A 22,635-nucleotide genomic window follows, 5' to 3' on the forward strand; every position below is an offset into this window, starting at 1 on the left:
GGGGGGCGCGAGATGAACGCACTGCACAGCACCACCTCAAGCGCAGTTGTCACGCGTCTCCACGACGTCACGCGGAGCACCGAGAAGTCCGGCGCGGTGAACGGGCGGGGGTGCGTTCGCGGCGCCGGGCGTCAGCACAAGCCGTCGTACATGACGGTGGTTGACGCGACCGTGGGGGGCAACGGGACGGCGTACAGGGAGGCCACGGGGGAGCGTTCGAGCCTGTCGGAGGCGGAGTTCACCGCCTACGTCCAGGAACGCCGCGCCTCCCTGTACGCGACCGCCTATCACCTGACCGGTGACCGTTTCGAGGCGGAGGATCTGCTGCAGAGCGCCCTCTTCTCGACATACCGGGCCTGGGAGCGGATCAGCGACAAGGCGGCGGTCGGGGGCTATCTGCGCCGCACCATGACCAATCTGCACATCAGCGCCTGGCGTCGGCGCAAGCTCAACGAGTACCCGACGGAGGAGCTGCCGGAGACGGCGAGCGACACCGACGCGATGCGGGGTACGGAGCTGCGCGCGGTGCTCTGGCAGGCGCTGGCCAGGCTGCCCGAACTCCAGCGGACGATGCTGGTCCTGCGGTACTACGAGGGCCGGACGGATCCGGAGATCGCGGAAATCCTGGACATCAGTGTCGGCACGGTGAAGTCGAGCATCTGGCGGTCGCTCCGCCGGCTGCGTGAGGACGAGGTCCTCAGCTTCGGCCGTGACGAGGAAGAGTCCTTCGGCGAGCTGGTGGCCTGAAGGCAACGGGGGAAACGGGGCCGCCGTCTCGGGGGAGACGGCGGGATCGGGGGATCCACGGGGGAAACGGGGATCACGGGGGATCAACAGAGCGGGACCGGACAGGCCGGGGGGCCTTGTCCGGCCCCGCTTTTCCTTTGTGTCCCGCGCGGCCTTTCCTTTGTGTTCCGCGCGCGCCGCTCGTGTGTTCCGCGCGCCGCTCGCAGCACGTGGCCGGTCTGACGGGGAGCTCCTGGCCGGCTTCCGGCCGACGGATCCCTGTGCCGCCCTGCTGCAGCGGGGTGCTTCGGCCGCCCGGCAGCCCGACCGCCCGATGCGTCGCTGCGCGGAGCTGCCGCGCGTCGACGGGGGCGCGGGGGTACTTCGTACCCCCGCTGTCACTCTCAGGGCGGGCGGGGAAAGCCGACCCCGGGACCGCCCCTTACGCCGCCTTGCTTGTCGCGGGTGTGCGACGGCAGCGGCCGGCCGCCGCGGCTGCCAGGCGGCCCAACGCCTCCTCCTTGCCGCACGGGTGCGCTCCCAGGCTTCTCTGCCGGGCCACGATGCCCCGTTCCGCACGCATCAGACGCCAGCCCCGACGCACCAGGAACGGCACCGACTTGCGGCCCTCGCGCAGATCCCGGGCGAGCCGTCTGCGGAATGTCGTCGACGGCCGGCCGCGCAGGCACAGCGCGTCCGCCAGTACGCCCAGTTCCTGGCAGCGCGCCACGATGTCGGCCGCGAAAATGCCCTCCGCCACGAACAGGGGCGTGCGGTCGATGTCGAGCGCCTCCCGGCTCACGCGCGCGCTGGTGGCGATGTCGTACACGGGGACAGTCGTACGTCCCGTACGGCACAGCTCCATGACCGCCGCGACCGCCGCGTCCGCGTCCCAGGACTGCGGCGAGTCCCAGTCGATGTCCGTACTGCCCGTGACCAGCGGAAGTGTCGGGTCGTCGCCCTCTTTGTAGAAGTCGTCCAGGCGCAGCACCGGCAGACCGGTGCGGGCGGCGAGGGAGGACTTTCCGGAACCTGAGGGGCCCGCGAGCAGCACGACGCGGGTCGGGATCGGTTGGGAACTCACGGGAGACAAGTGTGCGGCATTGACCCGGCCGTAGGACCCCCCGGGGGAGCTGTTGGTATCCAGCGTCACACCTCACCTACTGTGCGTTGGCTCGCGATTACTCACGCAGGCGGCGTCACCTCCCGCCGGCCGGGCAGCGGAGCGGCCTGCTCCCGGTCTGATCCGGGACATGAAGGAGCCCCCACCGCCGGACGGAGCGGTGGGGGCTCCCGACTGGGAGGGGTCGGGCCGGTATCCGGGCCGGTATCCGGGTCAGTACGCCGAACCGGACGCGCCCAGCGAGCCCGTCGGGTGCCAGACGGTCTTCGTCTCGAGGAAGGCCGTCAGGCGGTGCGTGCCCGGGTCCGCCGAGAAGTCCACAGGCTGTGGACGGAGAACGCGCTTGAGGTTGTCCGCCGCCGCGACCTCCAGTTCCTTCGCCAGTACGTCATCGGCTCCGGTGAGGTCGATGGCGTTGACGTCCTGGTGCGCGGCGAGCGGGGCCGCGATCTCCGCCGTCCTGCCCGAGAGGACGTTGACCACGCCGCCGGGGAGGTCCGACGTCGCCAGCACCTCGCCGAGCGAGAGCGCGGGCAGCGGGGACTTCTCGCTCGCGACGACGATCGCGGTGTTGCCCGTGGCGATCACGGGCGCGAGAACCGAGACCAGGCCCAGGAAGGACGACTCCTGAGGGGCGAGGACGGTGACGACGCCCGTCGGCTCGGGGGTGGAGAGGTTGAAGTACGGGCCCGCGACCGGGTTCGCCCCGCCCACGACCTGGCCGATCTTGTCCGTCCAGCCCGCGTACCAGACCCAGCGGTCGATCGTCGCGTCCACGACGGCAGCCGCCTTGGACTTGGAGAGGCCTTCGGCGTCCGCGACTTCGGCGGTGAACTGTTCGCGCCGGCCCTCCAGCATCTCCGCGATGCGGTAGAGGATCTGGCCCCGGTTGTACGCGGTCGCTCCCGACCAGCCGCCGAACGCCTTGCGCGCGGCGACGACCGCGTCACGCGCGTCCTTGCGGGAGGAGAGCGGGGCGTTCGCCAGCCACTTGCCCTTGGAGTCCGTCACCTCGTACACCCGGCCGCTCTCGGAACGGGGGAACTTGCCCCCGACGTACAGCTTGTAGGTCTTGAAGACGCTCAGTCGCTCCGCGGCGGGGCCGCTTGTTGATGCCTTAGACATCGAGGTAGGCCTCCAGACCGTGGCGGCCGCCCTCGCGGCCGAAGCCCGACTCCTTGTAGCCGCCGAACGGCGAGGTCGGGTCGAACTTGTTGAAGGTGTTGGCCCACACCACACCCGCGCGGAGCTTGCTCGCCACCGCGAGGATGCGGGAGCCCTTCTCCGTCCAGATGCCGGCGGACAGGCCGTACTGGCTGTTGTTGGCCTTGGCGACCGCCTCGTCGGGCGTACGGAACGACAGCACGGACAGCACCGGGCCGAAGATCTCGTCGCGCGCGATCGTGTGCGCCTGGGTGACACCGGTGAACAGGGTCGGCGCGAACCAGTAGCCGGACGACGGGAGCTCGCACGCCGGCGACCAGCGCTCGGCGCCCTCCGCCTCGCCCTTCTCGGTCAGCGTCTTGATCCGGGCCAGCTGCTCCGCGGAGTTGATCGCGCCGATGTCGGTGTTCTTGTCGAGCGGGTCGCCCAGACGCAGCGTGGACAGCCTGCGCTTGAGCGAGTCGAGCAGCTCGTCCTGGATCGACTCCTGGACCAGCAGGCGCGAGCCCGCGCAGCAGACCTGGCCCTGGTTGAAGAAGATGCCGGAGACGATGCCCTCGACGGCCTGGTCGATGGGGGCGTCGTCGAAGACGATGTTCGCGCCCTTGCCGCCCAGCTCCAGAGTGGCCTTCTTGCCGGTGCCCGCGATCTGGCGGGCGATCGCCTTGCCGACGGCGGTCGAGCCGGTGAAGGCGACCTTGTTGACGTCGGGGTGCTCGACGAGCGCGGCGCCGGCGTCTCCGTAGCCCGGAAGGATGTTGACAACACCCCTCGGCAGGCCCGCCTGGCGGCAGATGTCCGCGAAGAAGAGGGCGGAGAGGGGAGTCGTCTCGGCGGGCTTGAGGACGACGGTGTTGCCGGTGGCCAGCGCCGGGGCGATCTTCCACGCCAGCATCAGCAGCGGGAAGTTCCACGGGATGACCTGGCCGGCGACGCCGAGCGGCGCCGGGTTCGGTCCGTAGCCGGCGTGGTCGAGCTTGTCGGCCCAGCCCGCGTAGTAGAAGAAGTGCGCCGCGACCAGGGGGAGGTCCGAGTCGCGGGTCTCCTTGATCGGCTTGCCGTTGTCGAGGGTCTCCAGGACTGCCAGCTCGCGCGAGCGCTCCTGGATGATCCGCGCGATACGGAACAGGTACTTGGCGCGCTCCGTGCCGGGCAGCGCCGACCACTTCTCGAACGCCTTGCGGGCTGCCTTCACCGCGCGGTCCACGTCCTCGGCGCCGGCCTGGGCAACCTCGGAGAGCACCTCCTCGGTGCTCGGCGAGACGGTCTTGAAGACCTTGCCGTCGGCGGCGTCGGTGAACTCACCGTCGATGAACAGGCCGTAGTTCGGCGCGATGTCGACGACCGAGCGCGACTCGGGTGCGGGTGCGTACTCAAAAGCCATGGTGATCAGTCCACCGTCACGTAGTCGGGGCCGGAGTAGCGGCCGGTCGCCAGCTTCTGACGCTGCATCAGCAGGTCGTTCAGCAGGCTCGACGCGCCGAAGCGGAACCAGTGGTTGTCCAGCCAGTCCTCGCCGACGGTCTCGTTGACCAGGACGAGGAACTTGATGGCGTCCTTGGTGGTGCGGATGCCGCCCGCGGGCTTCACGCCGATCTGGATGCCGGTCTGCGCGCGGAAGTCGCGCACCGCCTCCAGCATCAGGAGCGTGTTGGCCGGGGTGGCGTTGACCGCGACCTTGCCGGTCGAGGTCTTGATGAAGTCCGCGCCGGCCAGCATGCCGAGCCAGGAAGCGCGGCGGATGTTGTCGTACGTGGAGAGCTCGCCGGTCTCGAAGATGACCTTCAGCCGGGCGGGGCCGGAGGCCTCCTTCACGGCGCGGATCTCGTCGTACACCTTCAAGTATCGACCCGAGAGGAAGGCTCCTCGGTCGATCACCATGTCGATCTCGTCGGCCCCGGCGGCGACGGCGTCGCGGGTGTCCGCGAGCTTCACGTCGAGTGCGGCACGGCCGGCCGGGAAGGCGGTGGCGACGGAGGCGACCTTGACGCCGGAGCCCTTCAGGGCCTCCTTGGCGATGGCCGCCATGTCGGGGTAGACGCAGACCGCGGCGGTCGTCGGGGTCGTACGGTCGGTGGGATCGGGATGAACGGCCTTGGCGGCGAGCGCCCGGACCTTGCCCGGGGTGTCCGCGCCTTCGAGGGTCGTCAGATCGATCATGGAGATGGCCAGATCGATGGCGTACGCCTTGGCCGTGGTCTTGATCGAACGCGTACCGAGCCCTGCGGCGCGGGCCTCCAGGCCGACGGCGTCGACGCCGGGGAGGCCATGGAGGAAGCGGCGCAGTGTGCTGTCGGACGCGGTCACGTCAGCGAATGCGGGTGTGGTGGTGGGCATGGTCACCAGATGAGCATATCTACGCGCGTAGCGACCTGTACAGGGGGTGTGGGCAACGGCTCCTTGATCCCTCCCGGAGCAGGGCCCGCAGCATGGCCTGAGGCAGGGCGAGAGCCCGAGCGGGGCTGGGCGGGAGCCGGGCGAGAGGCCGGGCCGGAGGCCGGGCGAGAGGCCGGGCCGGACAGCGCGAAGGGCGGATCGGATCCGTGACGCGGGCGTACGGCAGAATCGGAGGCATGACGAGCCCCCATCAGCCCGCCGAGCCCACCTACGCCGACCGGGTCTTCCGATCCCCCGCCGCGATGGCGGGCGGGGTGCTGCTGCTCGCGCTCGTCGCCTGGATGGCCTCTGACGCCCTTGTCCGGGGCGAAGGGCGTACGCCGTGGCTCGCTCTCGCCGGGGCGCTGCTCGCGGTGCCGCTCGTGGTCGCGTACACACTGCGGCCCGCGGTCTTCGCCAACGACGACCGGCTGCGCATCAGAAACCCGTGGCGGACGATCACCCTCCCGTGGGCGGCCGTCGCCAATGTGCGGGCCGGGTACTCCAGCGAGGTCTTCACACAGGACGGTACGAAGTACCAGCTGTGGGCCGTCCCCGTGTCGCTGCGCCAGCGCAACCGTGCCCTCCGCCGCTCCTCCGCAGCGGCGGACGTCCCCGACCACGAGGTGCAGATGGCCTCCGGGGACCGGACGGTCGCGGAGTTGCGGGAGCTGGCGAAGCGCAACGCGTCGGCGCCGGGCGCGAAGGGTGAGCCGCAGATCCGCTGGGCGTACGAGGTCGTGGCGCCCGCGGCGGCCGGGGCGGTGCTGCTCGCGGTGCTGCTGGCGATCGGCTGAGTGCCGGAGACCGGCTGAGCGTCGGTGAACGGCCGAGTGCCGGAGGCCGGCTGAGCGTCGGTGATCGTCACCGTTTCCTGCCGGCCGCCGATCGCCGGCCGTGGTAGGCGCCCAGGGGAGGTGGTGCCACGGTGCGCCGAGCAGCCGCGGTGGGGAACACCGCGGCTGCTCCGAAGACTGGTCGGGCGATGGACTCACCCGCACGGGCGGTCAGATACCGGCGGCCTCCGCCAGGTCCCGCTTGATCGAGCCGAGGACCTCCGTGGCCCGCTCCCGGGCAGTGGCCAGCTCGCTCGCGTCCGCGACCGGCACCACGACCTCCAGGTAGCACTTGAGCTTCGGCTCGGTGCCGCTCGGCCGGACGATGACCCGGGCCTTGAACTCGCCCTCGAGGTAGTAGCGCAGCCCGTCCGTCGGCGGCAGCTTGTCCGTGCCGCGGGTCAGGTCCTCGGCGGTGACGACCCGCAGCCCGGCGAGTTCGGTCGGCGGCTGCTCGCGCAGCGCCCGCATCGCGTCCGCGATGATGCTCAGATCCTCGACCCGCACCGACAGCTGATCGGTGGCGTGCAGACCGTGCGCGACGGCGAGGTCGTCGAGCAGATCGGTGAGGGTGCGGCCCTGCTCCTTCAGCTCAGAGGCCATCTCGGCGACGAGCAGCGCGGCGGTGATGCCGTCCTTGTCGCGTACGCCCTCGGGGTCGACGCAGTAGCCGAGCGCCTCCTCGTAGCCGTACCGCAGACCCTCGACGCGGGCGATCCACTTGAAGCCGGTCAGCGTTTCCTCGTACGGCAGCCCCGCCGCCTCCGCGATCCGCCCCAGCAGGGACGAGGACACGATCGACTCGGCGAAGGTGCTGTGCTCGTCCCGCGGAGACACCCCGTTGCGGACAAGGTGGGCGGCGAGCAGCGCGCCGACCTCGTCGCCGCGGAGCATGCGCCAGCCGCCCTCGACGCCGTTGTCGGGAACGGCGACGGCGCACCGGTCCGCGTCCGGGTCGTTGGCGATGACGAGGTCCGGCTGGACCCGGCGGGCGGTCTCGAAGGCGAGATCCATCGCCCCCGGCTCCTCCGGGTTGGGGAACGCGACGGTCGGGAACGCCGGGTCGGGCTCGGCCTGCTCCTGTACGAGGGTGGGCGCGGGGAATCCGGCGCGGGCGAAGGCGGCGGTCAGTACGTCCTTGCCGACGCCGTGCATGGCGGTGTAGACGACGTGGGCCGTGCGCGGGGTGCGGGTGCCGAGGACGGCGTCCGTACGCGCCAGATAGGCGTCCAGGACCTCGTCGCCGAGGGTGGTCCAGCCGTGTTCGGCGCGGGGCACGTCGTGGAGGCTGCGGACGGCGTCGATTCCGGCGGCGATCTCCGCGTCGGCGGGCGGCACGATCTGCGAGCCGTCGCCGAGGTAGACCTTGTAGCCGTTGTCGCGCGGCGGGTTGTGGCTGGCGGTGACCTCGACGCCGGCGACGGCCCCCAACTGCCTTATGGCGAAGGCCAGCACGGGCGTGGGCAGCGGCCGCGGCAGCACGGCGGCGCGAAGCCCGGCGCCGACCATGACGGCGGCGGTGTCGCGGGCGAAGTCGGCGGACTTGTACCGGGCGTCGTACCCGATGACGACGAGCCCGTCTCCCTGCCCCTTCGCCTTGAGATAGGCGGCGAGTCCGGCCGCGGCCCGGATGACCACGGCGCGGTTCATCCGCATCGGCCCGGCCCCGAGCTCCCCGCGCAGCCCGGCCGTCCCGAACTGCAGCGTCCCGCTGAACCGCGCGGCGAGCTCGTCGAGGTCCTGGGCCTCGATCAGCTTCCCGAGCTCCTCCCGGGTCTCACTGTCCGGGTCCTCCGCCAACCACGTGTTGGCCCGCGCGATGAGGTCCTGCTGCACGGTTGGTCCGCCTCTCGTGTGTCATCCGTCGCCCCACCCATGGTGTCCGGGTGGCCGCCCCCGATCCCACGGCACACCGCAGGGCCGTGGGGCTGTCCTGTACCCGCGATCCGCCGGAGCGAAGCCGCGGGGTTCCGCCATGCGGGGTTTTTGGCGCGAGCCCGCGCCTTCCGCCCCCGCATCCTGCCGGAGCCCGTCCGGGCGGCCGGGTTCCGTGCGAACCCCTGCCCGTGCGGGCGCGAAGCTGCCGTGTGCGCCCGCGCCCGCGCCTGCGCCCTTGCGCCCGGCGTGCGGTGCGCGGCTGTTGACCCGCCGGGGCCGGTGCCCCGGGTGCCCGCGCTGCGCGCGGTCGGCGGCGTCGCGCGGACACCGGGCTCGCTGCCTGCTTCAGGTACCGGGACGGCTGCCTCGTAGCCGCCGTCCCCGGCAGGGACCCTGTTACCCGAAGCCTCCGCCGTGCGCAGCAGCTGCCGCCCGGCCCGGTACGGCGCCGCACCCCGTCGGGCGGTGCGGAGCCGGGACGTGGCGGTGCCCCGCACTCCCACGACCCGAGGGCGGGTGGGTGGGCAGACCCCCCGCCGTCGGGCCCGTCAGATCCGGTCGAGGACCCGCGTCAGCAGCTCGCCCATCCGGGCCGCCGAGTCGCGGCCCGCCTGGAGTACTTCCTCGTGGTTCAGCGGCTCGCCGGTGAGCCCCGCCGCCAGGTTCGTGACCAGGGAGATGCCCAGCACCTCCGCGCCCGCCTCGCGCGCCGCGATCGCCTCGAGCACCGTGGACATGCCGACCAGGTCGCCGCCGAGCACGCGGACCATGTTGATCTCGGCCGGCGTCTCGTAGTGCGGGCCGGGGAACTGGACGTACACACCCTCCTCGAGCGTCTCGTCCACCTCCTTGCACAGCGCCCGCAGGCGCGGCGAGTACAGGTCCGTCAGGTCCACGAAGTTCGCCCCGATGATCGGCGAGGCCGCCGTCAGGTTGATGTGGTCGCTGATCAGCACCGGCTGGCCGGGCCGCATGCCCTCGCGCAGCCCGCCGCAGCCGTTCGTCAGGACGACGGTCTTGCAGCCCGCGGCCACCGCGGTACGCACGCCGTGCGCGACCGCGGCCACACCGCGGCCCTCGTAGTAGTGGGTCCGGCCGAGGAAGACCAGCACACGCCTGTCGCCGATCTTGTACGAGCGGATCTTGCCGCCGTGGCCCTCGACCGCCGGCGGCGGGAAGCCCGGCAGCTCGGTGACCGGGAACTCCGCCTCGGGAGCACCGAGCGCGTCGACAGCCGGCGCCCAGCCGGAGCCCATCACAAGAGCAACGTCGTGGGTCTCGGCGCCGGTCAGCTCGCGCAGCCGCACGGCGGCGGCGTCAGCGGCGGCGAGGGGGTCGGCGGTAGCGCCGAGGAGGTCCGGATTCACAGATGCGTTCACGCCGACGAGGGTAACCGGTGATTCCCTACGCGCGTAGATGATGCAGCTCACGGTCTTCGGATCGTTGTCTTGTCGTTTCCGACGAAAGAGCCCCGCCCTTGCCTCGGCACGGGCGCTTGCGCCGACCGCCGAAGGGTGCTCGCGCGACCGTCGCTGGGCGCCTGGCCGGCCTCAGCACGGGCGCTTGCGCAGCTCCATCACATAGTCGTGCGGCGCCCCGGCCGACTCCGCCGCGTCCGCGAGCTCGCCCAGGTACCGGGCCGACGGCAGCCCGCCCTCGTACCCGTTCAGCACGTACACCCAGGTCGGCTCCTCGCCGTCCAGCGTGTCCACCCGGACCCGCATCCGCCGGTAGATGTCCAGCCCGACACCCTCCCAGCGGTCCATGGAGTCCTCGTCCATCGGTGCGATGTCGTACAGGGCGACGAAGACCTGCGAGCGCGGCGCCTCCACGATCGTGGCCAGCGCCCCCTCCCAGCCCATCTGCTCGCCGCCGAAGGTCAGCCGCCAGCCGTTGAGCCAGCCGGTGCCGCGCAGCGGAGAGTGCGGTGCGCGGCGTGACATCAGCCGCGCGTCGAGGTTGCCGGCGTACGCGGCGTAGAGCGACATGGGATCGAGGGTACGGGAGGGGACGGAGAGGCCGCCCGCGCGGCGGAGTCGTACACGGTTACGGCCCGATGGTGCCCCGGGGACGAAGCCACTTGAACCGTGCGGGACAATGGAGTACGTACTGCATTCCCCCGGGGCATCCCCCGGACCCCCGGTCGGGCGGGCAGGCGGGCCGGGATTGACAATGCGAGGCGGACTTTTTCGTGACCCGGATCGTGATCATCGGTGGCGGACCCGGCGGTTATGAGGCGGCCCTGGTGGGCGCCCAGCTCGGCGCGGAGGTGACCGTCGTCGACTGCGACGGCCTGGGCGGAGCGTCGGTGCTCACCGACTGCGTACCGTCGAAGACTCTGATCGCCACGGCCGAAGTGATGACGACCTTCGACTCCTCCTACGAGGAGCTGGGCATCATCGTGGCCGACGACACACCGCACGTCGAGCAGGCCGCCCGTGTGGTCGGCGTCGACCTCGGCAAGGTCAACCGACGGGTGAAGCGGCTCGCCCTCGCCCAGTCCCACGACATCACCGCCTCCGTCACCCGGGCCGGCGCGCGCGTCATGCGCGGCCGCGGCCGGCTGGAGGGGCAGCAGGCGATGGACGGCTCCCGCAGGGTGATCGTGCGCGCCGCGGACGGCACCGAGGAGACGCTGACCGCCGACGCCGTACTGATCGCGACCGGCGGCCACCCGCGCGAGATCCCGGACGCCCTCCCCGACGGAGAGCGCATTCTGAACTGGACCCAGGTGTACGACCTCGACGAGCTCCCCGAGGAGCTCATCGTGGTCGGCTCCGGCGTCACCGGCGCCGAGTTCGCCGGCGCGTACCAGGCGCTCGGCTCCCGGGTGACCCTCGTCTCGTCCCGCGACCGTGTGCTGCCCGGTGAGGACCCGGACGCCGCCGCCGTCCTCGAGGACGTCTTCCGCCGCCGCGGCATGAACGTCATGGCCCGCTCCCGCGCCGAGTCCGCCAAGCGCGTCGGCGACCGCGTCGAGGTCACCCTCTCCGACGGCCGGGTCATCTCCGGCACGCACTGCCTGATGGCGGTCGGCGCGATCCCGAACTCCGCCGGCATGGGCCTGGAGGAGGCCGGGGTACGGCTCCGTGACTCGGGTCACATCTGGACCGACAAGGTCTCCCGTACCAGCGCACCCGGCGTGTACGCCGCCGGTGACGTCACAGGCGTCTTCGCACTCGCCTCGGTCGCGGCCATGCAGGGCCGTATCGCGATGTACCACTTCCTCGGCGACGCGGTGACGCCGCTGAACCTGAAGACCGTCTCGTCCAACGTCTTCACCGACCCGGAGATCGCGACGGTCGGCTACAGCCAGGCGGACGTGGACGCGGGCAAGATCGACGCCCGGTCGGTCAAGCTGCCGCTGCTGCGCAACCCGCGCGCCAAGATGCAGGGTATCAGGGACGGCTTCGTCAAGATCTTCTGCCGTCCGGGCACGGGCATCGTGGTCGGCGGATGTGTGGTCGCGCCACGAGCGAGTGAACTGATCCATCCCATCTCGATCGCGGTCGACAACAATCTGACGGTGGAACAGATCGCAAACGCCTTCACCGTGTACCCGTCTCTGTCGGGCTCGATCGCAGAGGTGGCACGGCAGTTGCACACTCGGAAGGCGTCCGGCGAGGCGTGAGCCGGGTGTAAACCCGAAGAACCCCGGGCACTCCGCGCACCGATTGATCAACTATGGGGCCGCCTATACCACTTGGTGGCCCCTTGAGTGCACAACTTCTGTTATTCGGCGCATAGTGCTGAAAACTATCGGGCGGTGGGGTTACTGTCAGTTTCGTGTTCGCTGCAGAACGTCGCCAATTGATCCTCGAAATGGTGCGCGCCAACGGGGCCGTGTCGCTCCGTGAGCTCGCCCGCGTCGTCCAGACCTCCGAAGTGACCGTACGGCGGGACGTGCGGGCACTGGAGGCAGAAGGACTCCTCGACCGCCGGCACGGCGGTGCGGTACTGCCGGGCGGCTTCACGCGGGAGTCCGGCTTTCCGCAGAAATCCCTGTCCGCGACCGCCGAGAAGACGGCCATCGCCGACCTTGCCGCGGGTCTCGTCCAAGAGGGCGAGGCCATTGTGGTCGGCGCGGGGACGACGACGCAGGAGCTGGCCCGCCGGCTCGCGCGTGTCCCCGGACTGACCGTCGTCACCAACTCCCTGCTGGTGGCCCAGGCGCTGGCCCATGCCAACCGCGTCGAGGTCGTCATGACCGGTGGGACGCTGCGCGGCTCCAACTATGCGCTGGTGGGCAGCGGGGCGGAGCAGTCCCTGCAGGGGCTGCGGGTCTCGCGCGCCTTCCTGTCCGGGAGCGGGCTGACCGCGGAGCGTGGCCTGTCCACCTCCAACATGCTCTCGGCGAGCGTCGACAGAGCGCTGGTTCAGGCTGCCGCGGAGGTGGTGGTCCTCGCGGACCACACCAAGCTCGGCACCGACACCATGTTCCAGACGGTGCCGACCGATGTGATCACGCGGCTGGTCACCGATGAGCCGCCGGGGCACGACGAACGCGCGGCCACCGAGCTGCAGGCCCTGGCGGACCAGGGGGTGCAGATCGCGGTGGCGGGTGCGGGAGCGGCCTCGGGTGGTGAGGGAGTCCCGCCGGGGCGACAGCCCCGCCGGGACGTACCCCTGCCGGGCCAGCGCCGCACGCGGGGCGGCCCGGGCCCTCAGCTGCGGAGCGCGATGGCGGCGGAGCCGCCGGGGGAGCGGGCGGCGCGGGTGGCGGACCTTCGCCGACGGTGACGCGTGGCGGGTCGGGGGTTCTTGTCCCACTCGCCGGCCCGTTCAACTGACTTCGCAGGTGGAGGGGGCAGTGACGGACGCCTTGCCGCGGGGCGGGTCCCTCGTCGTGCGGCTGCTCCGCCCGCCGGATCACCCGCTTCACCCGGGCGCCCGACCGCACACCTCGACAGGGTGGAGGCGTGACCATCCCGTTTCCGCGGCCGCCGCCGCGTGGGTGCCGGGGCGCCGGGGGTCCGGGGCCTGCCCGTCTGTGGGAAGGGGCGGGGAGGGGAAGGCCTTGTACAGCGGCCCGGCTGCGTCTCAGCTCGCCCGGTCGGGGTTCTCCGACTTCAGGCCGCGCAGTGTCAGCATCAGCAGGCGGTCCGCCAACTCCGGGTCCGACGGGTCCTGTTCGGCCGCCAGGGCGATCGCGTTCGTCAGCTGCATCAGGTCTCCGATCGATACGTCCGTCCGTACCGCGCCGCTTTCCTGAGCCCGTACCAGCAGCCGCTCGCCCGCCTCGCGCATCGGAACGCTGCACTCCGACAGTGCCGAAGTCTTGTCGGTCGAGGCCGACATGAGTGCTCGCGCCAGACCGCGGTACTCACCCGCATGAGTGATGATGGCGCGCAGCCACTCCACCAGCGCCCCGCACGGCTGCTCGGCCGAAGCCAGTTCGCGGGAGCGCTCGAGGAGCGAGGTCAGCGCTTCCTGGAAGACCGCGTTCATCATCGCGTGTCGGTTGGGGAAGTGCCGGTACAGCGTGCCGATACCCACGCCCGAGCGGCGTGCGATCTCCTCGAGCGAAGCATCGGTGCCGTACTCGGCGAAGGCGGTACGGGCCTCGGTCAGCAGTCGTTCGTAGTTGCGGCGTGCGTCGGCTCGCATGGGGCGTGCCGAGCCCGCTGTCGTACTCGCCGTACTCGCCGTACTGGTCGCCATCACGCCGTCCTCCCTGAGTCCGCCCCTGGTGTCCAGGATGCCATCGCGAAAACGGAGATAGTCTCCGTATCTTGATCGGAGGGGCCTTTCCGCGTGCTGTCGTCCCCTGGAGGCACCGCAGCCATGCCCGCCGCTCAGTGTCCTCATCCTCACCGGCATCCGCCCCGGAGAGGCGGGCGCGGCCTCCGGCCTGATGCAGACCATGCAGCAGGTCGGCGGCGCGCTCGGCCTCGCGGCGCTGGTCACGGTGTACGGATCCGTAGTGCGCGGCGCGGTGGCTCCGGGCGGCGTGACGCGATGGCGGAGGGCCTCTCGGCCGGTCTGCCGGCGGCCGCGGCCTTCATCGCAGCAGCGGCACTCGTACTCGTCCTGCTGTCGCGCCCACCCGCAGGCACGACCTGAACATACGTGTGGGGCCTGCCCCGTCGTTCATCGACGGGCAGGCCCCACACGTCGGTCCTCAGTCCTTGATCTCGCAGATCATCGCGCCGGACGTCAGCGACGCGCCGACCTCGGCCGACAGCCCCTTGATGGTGCCGGAGCGGTGCGCGTTCAGCGGCTGCTCCATCTTCATCGCCTCGAGTACGACGACGAGGTCGCCCTCCTTGACCTCCTGGCCCTCCTCGACCGCGACCTTGACGATCGTGCCCTGCATCGGGGAGGCGAGGGTGTCGCCGGAGGCCGCCGAGGCGGACTTCTTGGCGGCGCGGCGCTTCGGCTTGGCGCCGGCGGCCAGGCCGGTCCGCGCCAGCGTCATGCCCAACGAGGAGGGCAGCGAGACCTCGAGGCGCTTGCCGCCGACCTCGACCACGATGGTCTCGCGGCCGGCCTCGTCCTCGTCCGCGTCCGAAGGCACGGCGAAGGGCTTGATCTCGTTGACGAACTCGGTCTCGATCCACCTGGTGTGGACCGTGAACGGGTCCGAGGTGAACGCCGGGTCGGCGACGACCGCACGGTGGAACGGGATGGCGGTGGCCATGCCCTCGACGTCGAACTCCGCGAGCGCACGCGCGGCGCGTTGCAGCGCCTGCTCACGGCTGGCGCCGGTGACGATCAGCTTGGCCAGCAGCGAGTCCCAGGCCGGGCCGATGACACTGCCCGACTCGACACCCGCGTCCAGCCGGACACCGGGGCCGCTCGGCGGCGCGAAGGTGGTGACGGTGCCGGGGGCCGGGAGGAAGCCCCGCCCCGGGTCCTCGCCGTTGATACGGAACTCGAAGGAGTGACCGCGCACGGCCGGGTCGCCGTAGCCGAGCTCCTCGCCGTCGGCGATACGGAACATCTCGCGGACCAGGTCGATGCCGGTGACCTCTTCGGTGACCGGGTGCTCCACCTGGAGGCGGGTGTTGACCTCGAGGAAGGAGATGGTGCCGTCGGTGCCGACGAGGAACTCGACGGTGCCCGCGCCGACGTAGCCGGCCTCCTTGAGGATGGCCTTGGACGCGGCGTACAGCTCGGCGTTCTGCGCGTCGGACAGGAACGGCGCAGGAGCCTCCTCCACCAGCTTCTGGTGGCGGCGCTGCAGCGAGCAGTCACGGGTGGAGACGACGACGACATTGCCGTGGCTGTCGGCCAGGCACTGGGTCTCGACGTGGCGCGGCTTGTCGAGGTAGCGCTCGACGAAGCATTCGCCGCGGCCGAAGGCGGCAATCGCCTCGCGCACCGCGGAGTCGTACAGCTCCGGCACCTCTTCGAGAGTGCGGGCGACCTTCAGACCACGGCCGCCACCGCCGAACGCCGCCTTGATCGCGATCGGCAGCCCATGCTGCTCGGCGAAGGTGACGACCTCGTCGGCGCCGCTGACCGGGTCCGGCGTACCGGCGACCAGCGGAGCGCCGGCGCGCTGGGCGATATGACGGGCGGCGACCTTGTCACCCAGATCGCGGATCGCCTGCGGCGGCGGACCGATCCAGGTCAGACCCGCGTCGAGCACGGCCTGGGCGAATTCGGCGTTCTCGGAAAGGAAGCCGTATCCGGGATGGATGGCATCGGCTCCCGAGTCCTTTGCGGCCTGGAGCACCTTGGCCATGTCCAGATAGCTGGCGGCCGGGGTGTCACCGCCCAGAGCGAACGCCTCGTCGGCCGCGCGGACATGCAGAGCGTCCCGGTCCGGATCGGCGTAGACGGCTACGCTCGCGATCCCGGCGTCCCGGCAGGCTCGGGCAACGCGGACAGCGATTTCGCCACGGTTGGCGATGAGCACCTTGCGCACGATGGCTCCCTCCTTGAAACAAGCTGAGTTTAGGGACTGCCGACACGGTCCTACGACCCGTCCCCAATGGTGAGCTTGCCCACACGGAGCGTGATTCGAGGCTCGCGCAAGTCGCGAAATCCCTTGTCGCACCACGGTACGACGGGTTCCTCCCTCGCACAGTAGCCCTGTGGTGTGGCCAAGGTCTCTGTTCAGGGGGCCTTCGGCTGAACGCGTTTCTTTGTCGAGTCCCTACGAATGGCCGAATGATTCTTTGCTGAGGGACCGAGCGTGCCCGAACCCTTGTACGTCGGTTTACCCGTTAGTAGCGTTCGTGATGTCGTACGTACTTCCGGTAACAGAGGGTTGGGGGCGCCGTGGCGCGCAGACCGGTGGCCGTGGTGGCCGCGCTTGTTCTGCTGGTGGAGGCCGTGGGCATCGTGGCGATCAACGGCATCCTTGCCACCTTCGTCGACAAGCAGGACATGTCGCTGGCCGGCCTGGACCCGGACGCGATGGTGGCCGGCACCTGGGCGATGGGCGGGGTCCTCGGGCTCTACCTCGCGGCGTGCGCCGTGGTGCTGTTGCTGACGGGCCTGCGCGACCGTGCCCCTGGCCGTGTCGCGCGGATCCTGCTGATCACCTGCGCGGTCGTGCACGGGGTGCTGGGCGCGCTGACGGTGGGTCTGGTCGGCTGGGGCGCGTTCGCGTTCATGATGGCGGTGCTGGGGCTGATCGTGCTGGTACTGGTGACGTACGGCAGGGTGGAGGCGCCGGCTGCAGAGGACGGCAAGGGCAACGACGGCGGGGCGGGGAGTGGAGCTCCCGCCACCGCCTGATCCGTGCCACCGCGTGATCTGTGCCGCGGCTTGATCCGTGCCGCGGCCTGAATCCGTGCCGCCTCCTGATCCGTGCCACGGCCTGAATCTGTGCGCCGCCTCGCTCAGGCCGCCCGGCCTAGGCCCACAGGTCGGTGATCGAGTAACCGAGCTCGGCCAGCAGCCTGCGCAGCAGCGGCAGCGAAAGTCCGATGACGTTCCCGGGGTCGCCGTCGATGGAGTCGATGAACGGCGCCGAGCGGCCGTCCAGCGTGAACGCGCCCGCCACATGCAGCGGTTCGCCGCTGGCGACGTACGCGGCGATCTCGGCGTCCGTCGGCTCGCCGAAGCGCACCGTGGTGGACGCGGTCGCGGAGGCGCTGCGGCCCGTCGCCGTGTCGGTCACGCAGTGGCCGGTCCGCAGGATGCCCGCGCGGCCGCGCATCGACTTCCAGCGGGTGGTGGCGTCCTCCGCGTCCGAGGGCTTGCCGAGGGCCTCGCCGTCGAGTTCGAGGACCGTGTCGCAGCCGATGACCAGGGCTCCGGCGGCCTCGGGGTGGGCGGCCACGGCGGCGGCCTTCGCCTCGGCGAGGACCAGGGCCAGTTCGGCCGGGGTCGGGGCGCTCAGTGCGTCCTCGTCGACACCGCTGACTATCACCTCGGGGGCGAGTCCGGCCTGGCGCAGCAGGTTGAGACGGGCGGGGGAGGCGGAGCCGAGGACGATGCGGGGGCGCTGAGCGGTCATGGGGTCATCGTAGGTGGCTGTCAACGGAGGCCGGCCACAAACATCGCAATCACCATGGCCAGCGCCAGCACCAGGCCCACGCGGCGCATCATGGCCTGCGTCTCGCGCAGTTCTTTGGGGGGCTCGTTCTCCGGGTCGGACCACAGCATGCGTCCGATCCTGCTGCCGGGATTCGCCCGCCGCCTGAGTACGGGTACTCAACCGGGACCGTGCCAACGGACTAGTTCCTGGGGGGGGTGCCTCTATGTCCTTCGTCAAGCCTGAGCAGGTCATGCGGTGGCTGTCTCGGGGGTGCGGGATTCGTAGAAGGTGCCGTCGCGGAGCATGGCGAACAGCACGCTGATGCGGTGGCGGGCGAGGCGGAGCAAGGCCTGTGTGTGGGTCTTGCCGCGGGCTCTTTGCCGTTCGTAGTAGGTGCGGGAGGCGGGGTCGTGCAGGGCGGCGAACGCGGAGAGGAACATGGCCCGTTTCAGGAGCCGGTTGCCTGTTCTGGGGGCGTGTTCGCCGTGGATGGAGGATCCGGAGGACCTCGTTGCCGGGGCGAGGCCGGCGTAGGAGGCAAGGTGGGCGGCAGTGGGGAACGAGGTGCCGTCGCCGATGGTGACCAGCAAGGTGGCGGCGGTCCTGACACCGACTCCGGGCATCGAGGTCAGGACCTGGGAAAGAGGGTGCGACTCAAGCAGCTCGCCGATCTGGGCTTCCAGAGCGCGTCGTTGTTCGTGGACGGCGGCCAGCGAGCGGGCCAGCGAGGGCACGACCACGTCCAGGGTGCCGGTGCCCGGGACCACGACGGTCTGTTCGTCGAGCGCGTCGAAGATGTCGTCCACCAGGCGTTCGGCCATGCGCGGGGCCTTGGGCCGTATCAGGTTCACGAGCCTGCGGCGTCCGGCCTTACGCAGGGCGGCGGGCGAGCCGAAGCGTTCCAGCAGGTGCGTCACAGCCTGGTGGTCCAGGCGGGGCCCCAGTACTCGCTCCAGGCTCGGGTGGAACTGGGTGAGCAGGCCGCGGAGCCGGTTGCTGGTGCGGGTAGCCTCGGCGGCGAGGTCCTGGTCGAAGCCGGTCAGGACGGTAAGCTGGGCCGCGGTCTCGTCGGCCAGTTCCAGGGCCCGCAGGGTGTGAGGCATGGTGCGGGCGGCGTCCGCGATCACGTGCGCGTCGCGGGCATCGGTCTTGGCCTCACCGGGATACAAATCGGCGATCCGCCGCATCGCCAGCCCTGGCAGGTAGGCCACGTGGCAGCCGGCGTCCCGGGCCACCGCGAGCGGCAGGGCGCCGATCGATGCGGGCTGGTCCACGATGACCAGCACGCGGCCGAACCTGGCCGTGAGCTTGTCGAACACGGCCCGCAGTTTCGGCTCGCTGTTGGGCAGCCGCTTGTCGTAGACGGTCTTGCCGCCCGCTGTCAGGCCGTGGCCGTGGTGGTCGCCCTTGCCGACGTCCAGGCCGAGGAAGACCGCGATTTCACCGGTGTCGAGCACCGCACCCCCCGAGGGTGGTCGTTCCGTCCCGGCCTCACCCACCGGCACCGAGCGCGCGCATCCACGTTACGCAGACCTGCCACCCTTCAACGGCCGGGCGTTGCGCTCGGCCGGGTGACGGTCGGGCCTCTCATCAGCGGTCAGACGGTGCCCCGGACCCGGTGACACCACCCCCCAGGTCATCGCTTCGACAGGGGGCAACAGTCATGCCGGGCCCGGAGGCCAGGAGCCCCGTTTCAGGGCCACGAAGAAAGTAACGGGGGCTAGGTGGCGATCGCAAACGGGTCTGCTGTTCCATTAACAATCCCCGGTCTGCTACTGTCGTGTCACGCCTTAACGGAACTCGCCGCCCATTAGGGGTGGAAGGGGAAACGTCATGCACACGTACCTCCGTCGCACCGCCGCCCCGCTCGCCGCCGTCGCTCTCGGTCTCGCTCTTCTTGCCGGTACGGAGCCCCTGGCCGAGCCCGCGGATCCGCTGATCGCCGCTGCCGCCTCCGGGCCGGCCTCCGGGGCCGTTGGTGCCGCCCGGCCGTCGGCTGCCGCCTCGGGGCCGTGGACCGCCGCCTGGGGCGCCTCTCCGCAGCTCCCCAGCACCGGCTTCACCCCCAACTGGTCCCAGGAGGGCTTCTCCCGCCAGACCGTCCGCCAGGTCGTCCGGATCACCAAGGACGGCGACCGGGCCCGGATCCGCCTCTCCAACGCCTACGGAACCTCCCCGCTGCGCATCACCGGCGCCACCATCGCCCGTACCGCCGGCGGCGCGGCCGTCGAGAAGGGCTCGGTACGGCACCTCACCTTCGCCGGGAAGCGCTCCGTCTCGGTCCCCGCGCATGCCGAGCTCCGCAGCGACGCCGCCCCACTGCCCCTGAAGGCACTGGAGTCGGTGACCGTCACGCTCTATCTCGCCGGTACCACCGGGCCCGCCACCTTCCACTCCCAGGCCTGGGCCGACACCTACCGCGCCGAGGGTGACCACCGTGCCGATGTCTCCGGGAAGGCCTTCACCGACACCAGCCAGTCCTGGTACTACCTCTCCGGCGTCGACGTCGGCGGCGCCGAGAAGCCCCGCGGGAACGACGGTGTCGTCCTCTTCGGGGATTCCATCACCGACAGTTTCGGCTCCACGCCGAACACCGATCGCCGCTACTCCGATGCCGTCGCCGAGCTCAGCGGCCGGCCGGTCGTCAACTCCGGTATCGGCGGCAACCTCGTCCTCAATGACTCGGCCTGGTACGGCGAGCGCGGCACCGCCCGCTTCGGCCGGGACGCCCTCGACCAGCCTGGCGTCTCGACCGTCGTCGTCCTCGAAGGCGTCAATGACATCGGCTTCAGCGAGGTGAAGGGCCAGCCCACATTCAAGCCCTCGCCCGTCGTCTCGTCCCGTGAACTCATCGCCGGATACCGGCAGTTGATCCGATCCGGGCACGCCAGGGGACTTCGCGTCATCGGCTCCACGCTACTCCCGCTGAAGGGCTCCGACCACTGGGGCGCGCACGCGGCGAAGGTCAGTGACGAGGTCAACCACTGGATCCGTACGTCGGGTGAGTTCGACGCCGTCGCCGACTTCGACAAGGCGCTCGCCGACCCGGCCGACGCGGACCGGATCAACCCCGCGTACGACTCGGGGGACGCCCTGCACCCCAACGATGCGGGGTACCGGCGGATGGCGGCGGAGGCAACCCGGGTTCTCTGACCGGAGCACCGCCCCAGACCCGGGAGGTCTGGGGCGGAGCCGCGGGTAGGCGGCCTACAAGGGCCAATACGTGCGCGCCCAGGACCGCGGCCCCGGCTGCGGCCTCCTGCTGCGTGCGATGCGCGCCGGGTCCGACCACTGCTCGGGCAGCAGCGGGACCCCTTCTGCGGCGGAGGCCGTTGCCGCGGCGCGCGCCTGGACCACCGCCAGTGCGGCGGCCAGCTCCTCCGGGGTGGGATTTCCTCGTACGACCTTGATCATCGTCAGGTCCCTTCCTAGAGGGGGATGTTGCCGTGCTTCTTCGGAGGCAGGCTTTCCCGCTTCGTACGCAGCTGACGCAGGCCCTTCACGATGTGTGCCCGCGTCTCCGAGGGCATGATCACCGCGTCCACATAACCGCGTTCGGCCGCGGTGTACGGGTTGAGGAGCGTGTCCTCGTACTCCTGGATCAGCCGGGCGCGGGTCGCCTCCATGCTGTCGGCGTCGCCCGCGGCCGCGATGGTACGGCGGTGCAGGATGTTCACCGCGCCCTGCGCGCCCATCACGGCCACCTGTGCGGTCGGCCACGCCAGGTTCAGATCGGCGCCCAGATGCTTGGAGCCCATGACGTCGTACGCGCCGCCGAAGGCCTTCCGCGTGATGATGGTGATCAGCGGGACCGTGGCCTCCGCGTACGCGTAGATCAGCTTCGCGCCGCGCCGGATGATGCCGCCGTACTCCTGGTCGACGCCGGGCAGGAAGCCGGGGACGTCGACGAAGGTCACCACCGGGACGTTGAAGGCGTCGCAGGTACGGACGAAACGCGCGGCCTTCTCGGAGGCGTTGATGTCCAGGCAGCCGGCGAACTGCATCGGCTGGTTGGCGACGATGCCGACCGGGAAGCCCTCCACGCGCCCGAAGCCGGTGACGATGTTCGGCGCGAACATCGCCTGCGTCTCGAGGAATTCGCCCTCGTCCAGCACATGCTCGATGACGGTGTGCACGTCGTACGGCTGGTTCGCGGAGTCCGGGATGAGCGTGTCGAGCTCGCGGTCCTCGTCGCTCGTGTCCAGATCGGCTTCCTCGGGGAAGGCCGGCGCCTCGGAGAGGTTGTTCGAAGGCAGGTACGACAGCAGGGACTTGACGTACTCGATGGCGTCCTTCTCGTCACCCGCCATGTGGTGCGCGACGCCCGAGGTGGTGTTGTGCGTACGGGCTCCGCCCAGCTCCTCCATGCCGACATCCTCGCCGGTGACCGTCTTGATGACGTCCGGACCGGTGATGAACATGTGCGAGGTCTGGTCGACCATCACCGTGAAGTCGGTGATCGCGGGGGAGTAGACCGCGCCGCCCGCGCAGGGCCCGACGACCAGCGAGATCTGCGGGATCACGCCGGAGGCGTGGGTGTTGCGGCGGAAGATCTCGCCGTACATGCCGAGCGCGCTGACGCCCTCCTGGATACGGGCGCCGCCGGAGTCGTTGATGCCGATGACGGGGCAGCCGGTCTTCAGCGCGAAGTCCATCACCTTGATGATCTTCTGGCCGTAGACCTCGCCGAGCGCGCCGCCGAAGACCGTGAAGTCCTGCGAGAAGACGGCGACCGGGCGGCCGTCGACCGTGCCGTAGCCGGTGACCACACCGTCTCCGTACGGGCGGGTCTGCTCCAGACCGAAGTTGGTGGAGCGGTGCCGGGCGAATTCGTCGAGCTCGACGAACGACCCTTCGTCGAGCAGCAGATCGACCCGCTCACGGGCGGTCAGCTTGCCCTTGGCATGCTGCTTCTCCACCGCGCGCGCGGACCCGGCGTGCGTCGCCTCGTCGACGCGGCGCTGAAGATCCGCGAGCTTTCCCGCGGTGGTGTGGACGTCGATCTTTTCCGGCTCGGACATCGGGATGCCGCTCTCCCTGCCTGGTCACGGGGTCGGTTGCTACTGACTCGTAGGGTATCGGCGCCGATACCGTTC

At 70.7% G+C, this 22,635-nt stretch carries 20 protein-coding genes; 6 read left to right on the plus strand and 14 right to left on the minus strand.

Annotation, left to right across the window (positions count from 1 at the left end; translation table 11 throughout):
• Positions 1–12: 12 nt before the first annotated feature.
• The gene (locus OG883_RS03250; RefSeq protein WP_266534677.1) at positions 13–747 is read left to right on the plus strand and encodes a SigE family RNA polymerase sigma factor; all 735 of its coding nucleotides are present in this window, start codon (positions 13–15) and stop codon (positions 745–747) included.
• 421 nt (positions 748–1,168) lie between these two features.
• Here OG883_RS03250 and OG883_RS03255 read toward each other — a convergent pair whose 3' ends face one another.
• The 4 genes from OG883_RS03255 to deoC form a co-directional block, all read right to left on the minus strand.
• Positions 1,169–1,819 carry a uridine kinase gene (locus tag OG883_RS03255; RefSeq protein ID WP_266534680.1) on the minus strand — a complete coding sequence of 217 codons (651 nt, stop codon included), beginning with the start codon at positions 1,817–1,819 and terminating at the stop codon, positions 1,169–1,171.
• A gap of 243 nt (positions 1,820–2,062) precedes the next feature.
• Positions 2,063–2,974 (minus strand): aldehyde dehydrogenase, encoded by a 912-nt coding sequence (locus OG883_RS03260; RefSeq protein ID WP_266534682.1) that lies wholly within the window; start codon positions 2,972–2,974, stop codon positions 2,063–2,065.
• Entirely contained in the window at positions 2,967–4,403 is a 1,437-nt protein-coding gene (locus OG883_RS03265) for an aldehyde dehydrogenase family protein (protein WP_266541193.1), read from the minus strand. The genes OG883_RS03260 and OG883_RS03265 overlap by 8 nt, the downstream gene beginning before the upstream one ends.
• Positions 4,403–5,350, minus strand: coding sequence for a deoxyribose-phosphate aldolase (deoC, locus tag OG883_RS03270; protein ID WP_266541198.1), 948 nt, complete (start codon positions 5,348–5,350; stop codon positions 4,403–4,405). The genes OG883_RS03265 and deoC overlap by 1 nt, the downstream gene beginning before the upstream one ends.
• 236 nt (positions 5,351–5,586) lie before the next feature.
• Between deoC and OG883_RS03275 the strand changes: the two genes are divergently transcribed.
• Positions 5,587–6,186, plus strand: a complete 600-nt coding sequence (locus tag OG883_RS03275) for a PH domain-containing protein (RefSeq protein ID WP_266534685.1) — start codon at positions 5,587–5,589, stop codon at positions 6,184–6,186.
• 210 nt (positions 6,187–6,396) lie between these two features.
• Here OG883_RS03275 and OG883_RS03280 read toward each other — a convergent pair whose 3' ends face one another.
• The 3 genes from OG883_RS03280 to OG883_RS03290 all read right to left on the minus strand — a co-directional run bounded on the left by OG883_RS03280 (position 6,397) and on the right by OG883_RS03290 (position 10,091).
• Positions 6,397–8,061 carry a phospho-sugar mutase gene (locus OG883_RS03280; protein ID WP_266534688.1) on the minus strand — a complete coding sequence of 555 codons (1,665 nt, stop codon included), beginning with the start codon at positions 8,059–8,061 and terminating at the stop codon, positions 6,397–6,399.
• A 590-nt stretch (positions 8,062–8,651) separates the two neighbouring features.
• Positions 8,652–9,482, minus strand: a complete 831-nt coding sequence (locus tag OG883_RS03285) for a purine-nucleoside phosphorylase (protein WP_266534691.1) — start codon at positions 9,480–9,482, stop codon at positions 8,652–8,654.
• 171 nt (positions 9,483–9,653) lie between these two features.
• Positions 9,654–10,091, minus strand: a complete 438-nt coding sequence (locus tag OG883_RS03290) for a gamma-glutamylcyclotransferase (RefSeq protein WP_266534694.1) — start codon at positions 10,089–10,091, stop codon at positions 9,654–9,656.
• A 203-nt stretch (positions 10,092–10,294) separates the two neighbouring features.
• Between OG883_RS03290 and OG883_RS03295 the strand changes: the two genes are divergently transcribed.
• A complete protein-coding gene (locus OG883_RS03295; RefSeq protein WP_266534697.1) occupies positions 10,295–11,734 on the plus strand; it encodes an NAD(P)H-quinone dehydrogenase in 1,440 nt (479 codons plus the stop codon).
• A 155-nt stretch (positions 11,735–11,889) separates the two neighbouring features.
• Complete coding sequence (locus OG883_RS03300; protein ID WP_266534700.1) at positions 11,890–12,843, plus strand: DeoR/GlpR family DNA-binding transcription regulator; 954 nt, start codon at positions 11,890–11,892, stop codon at positions 12,841–12,843.
• A gap of 300 nt (positions 12,844–13,143) precedes the next feature.
• Here the strand turns inward: OG883_RS03300 and OG883_RS03305 are convergent, their stop codons facing one another.
• Positions 13,144–13,764, minus strand: a complete 621-nt coding sequence (locus tag OG883_RS03305; protein WP_266534703.1) for a TetR/AcrR family transcriptional regulator — start codon at positions 13,762–13,764, stop codon at positions 13,144–13,146.
• A 460-nt stretch (positions 13,765–14,224) separates the two neighbouring features.
• On the minus strand, positions 14,225–15,976 hold the full coding sequence (locus OG883_RS03310) for a biotin carboxylase N-terminal domain-containing protein (RefSeq protein WP_266534706.1): 1,752 nt from the start codon (positions 15,974–15,976) through the stop codon (positions 14,225–14,227).
• A gap of 356 nt (positions 15,977–16,332) precedes the next feature.
• Here OG883_RS03310 and OG883_RS03315 point away from each other — a divergent pair, with 356 nt between their 5' ends.
• The gene (locus OG883_RS03315; RefSeq protein WP_266534709.1) at positions 16,333–16,794 is read left to right on the plus strand and encodes a hypothetical protein; all 462 of its coding nucleotides are present in this window, start codon (positions 16,333–16,335) and stop codon (positions 16,792–16,794) included.
• A 118-nt stretch (positions 16,795–16,912) separates the two neighbouring features.
• Here the strand turns inward: OG883_RS03315 and OG883_RS03320 are convergent, their stop codons facing one another.
• The 3 genes from OG883_RS03320 to OG883_RS03330 form a co-directional block, all read right to left on the minus strand.
• The gene (locus OG883_RS03320) at positions 16,913–17,518 is read right to left on the minus strand and encodes a nucleoside triphosphate pyrophosphatase (RefSeq protein ID WP_266534712.1); all 606 of its coding nucleotides are present in this window, start codon (positions 17,516–17,518) and stop codon (positions 16,913–16,915) included.
• Positions 17,519–17,538: 20 nt separating this feature from the next.
• Complete coding sequence (gene mmpB, locus OG883_RS03325) at positions 17,539–17,667, minus strand: morphogenic membrane protein MmpB (RefSeq protein WP_266534714.1); 129 nt, start codon at positions 17,665–17,667, stop codon at positions 17,539–17,541.
• Positions 17,668–17,787: 120 nt separating this feature from the next.
• On the minus strand, positions 17,788–18,996 hold the full coding sequence (locus OG883_RS03330; RefSeq protein WP_266534610.1) for an IS110 family transposase: 1,209 nt from the start codon (positions 18,994–18,996) through the stop codon (positions 17,788–17,790).
• 376 nt (positions 18,997–19,372) lie between these two features.
• Between OG883_RS03330 and OG883_RS03335 the strand changes: the two genes are divergently transcribed.
• Positions 19,373–20,692 (plus strand): SGNH/GDSL hydrolase family protein, encoded by a 1,320-nt coding sequence (locus OG883_RS03335; RefSeq protein ID WP_266534717.1) that lies wholly within the window; start codon positions 19,373–19,375, stop codon positions 20,690–20,692.
• Between the two features lie 54 nt (positions 20,693–20,746).
• Here OG883_RS03335 and OG883_RS03340 read toward each other — a convergent pair whose 3' ends face one another.
• Both OG883_RS03340 and OG883_RS03345 read right to left on the minus strand, forming a co-directional pair.
• A complete protein-coding gene (locus tag OG883_RS03340) occupies positions 20,747–20,953 on the minus strand; it encodes an acyl-CoA carboxylase epsilon subunit (protein WP_266534720.1) in 207 nt (68 codons plus the stop codon).
• 14 nt (positions 20,954–20,967) lie between these two features.
• Complete coding sequence (locus OG883_RS03345) at positions 20,968–22,560, minus strand: acyl-CoA carboxylase subunit beta (RefSeq protein ID WP_266534723.1); 1,593 nt, start codon at positions 22,558–22,560, stop codon at positions 20,968–20,970.
• Positions 22,561–22,635: the final 75 nt, after the last annotated feature.

This window comes from Streptomyces sp. NBC_01142 (assembly GCF_026341125.1).
Lineage (GTDB): Bacteria > Actinomycetota > Actinomycetes > Streptomycetales > Streptomycetaceae > Streptomyces.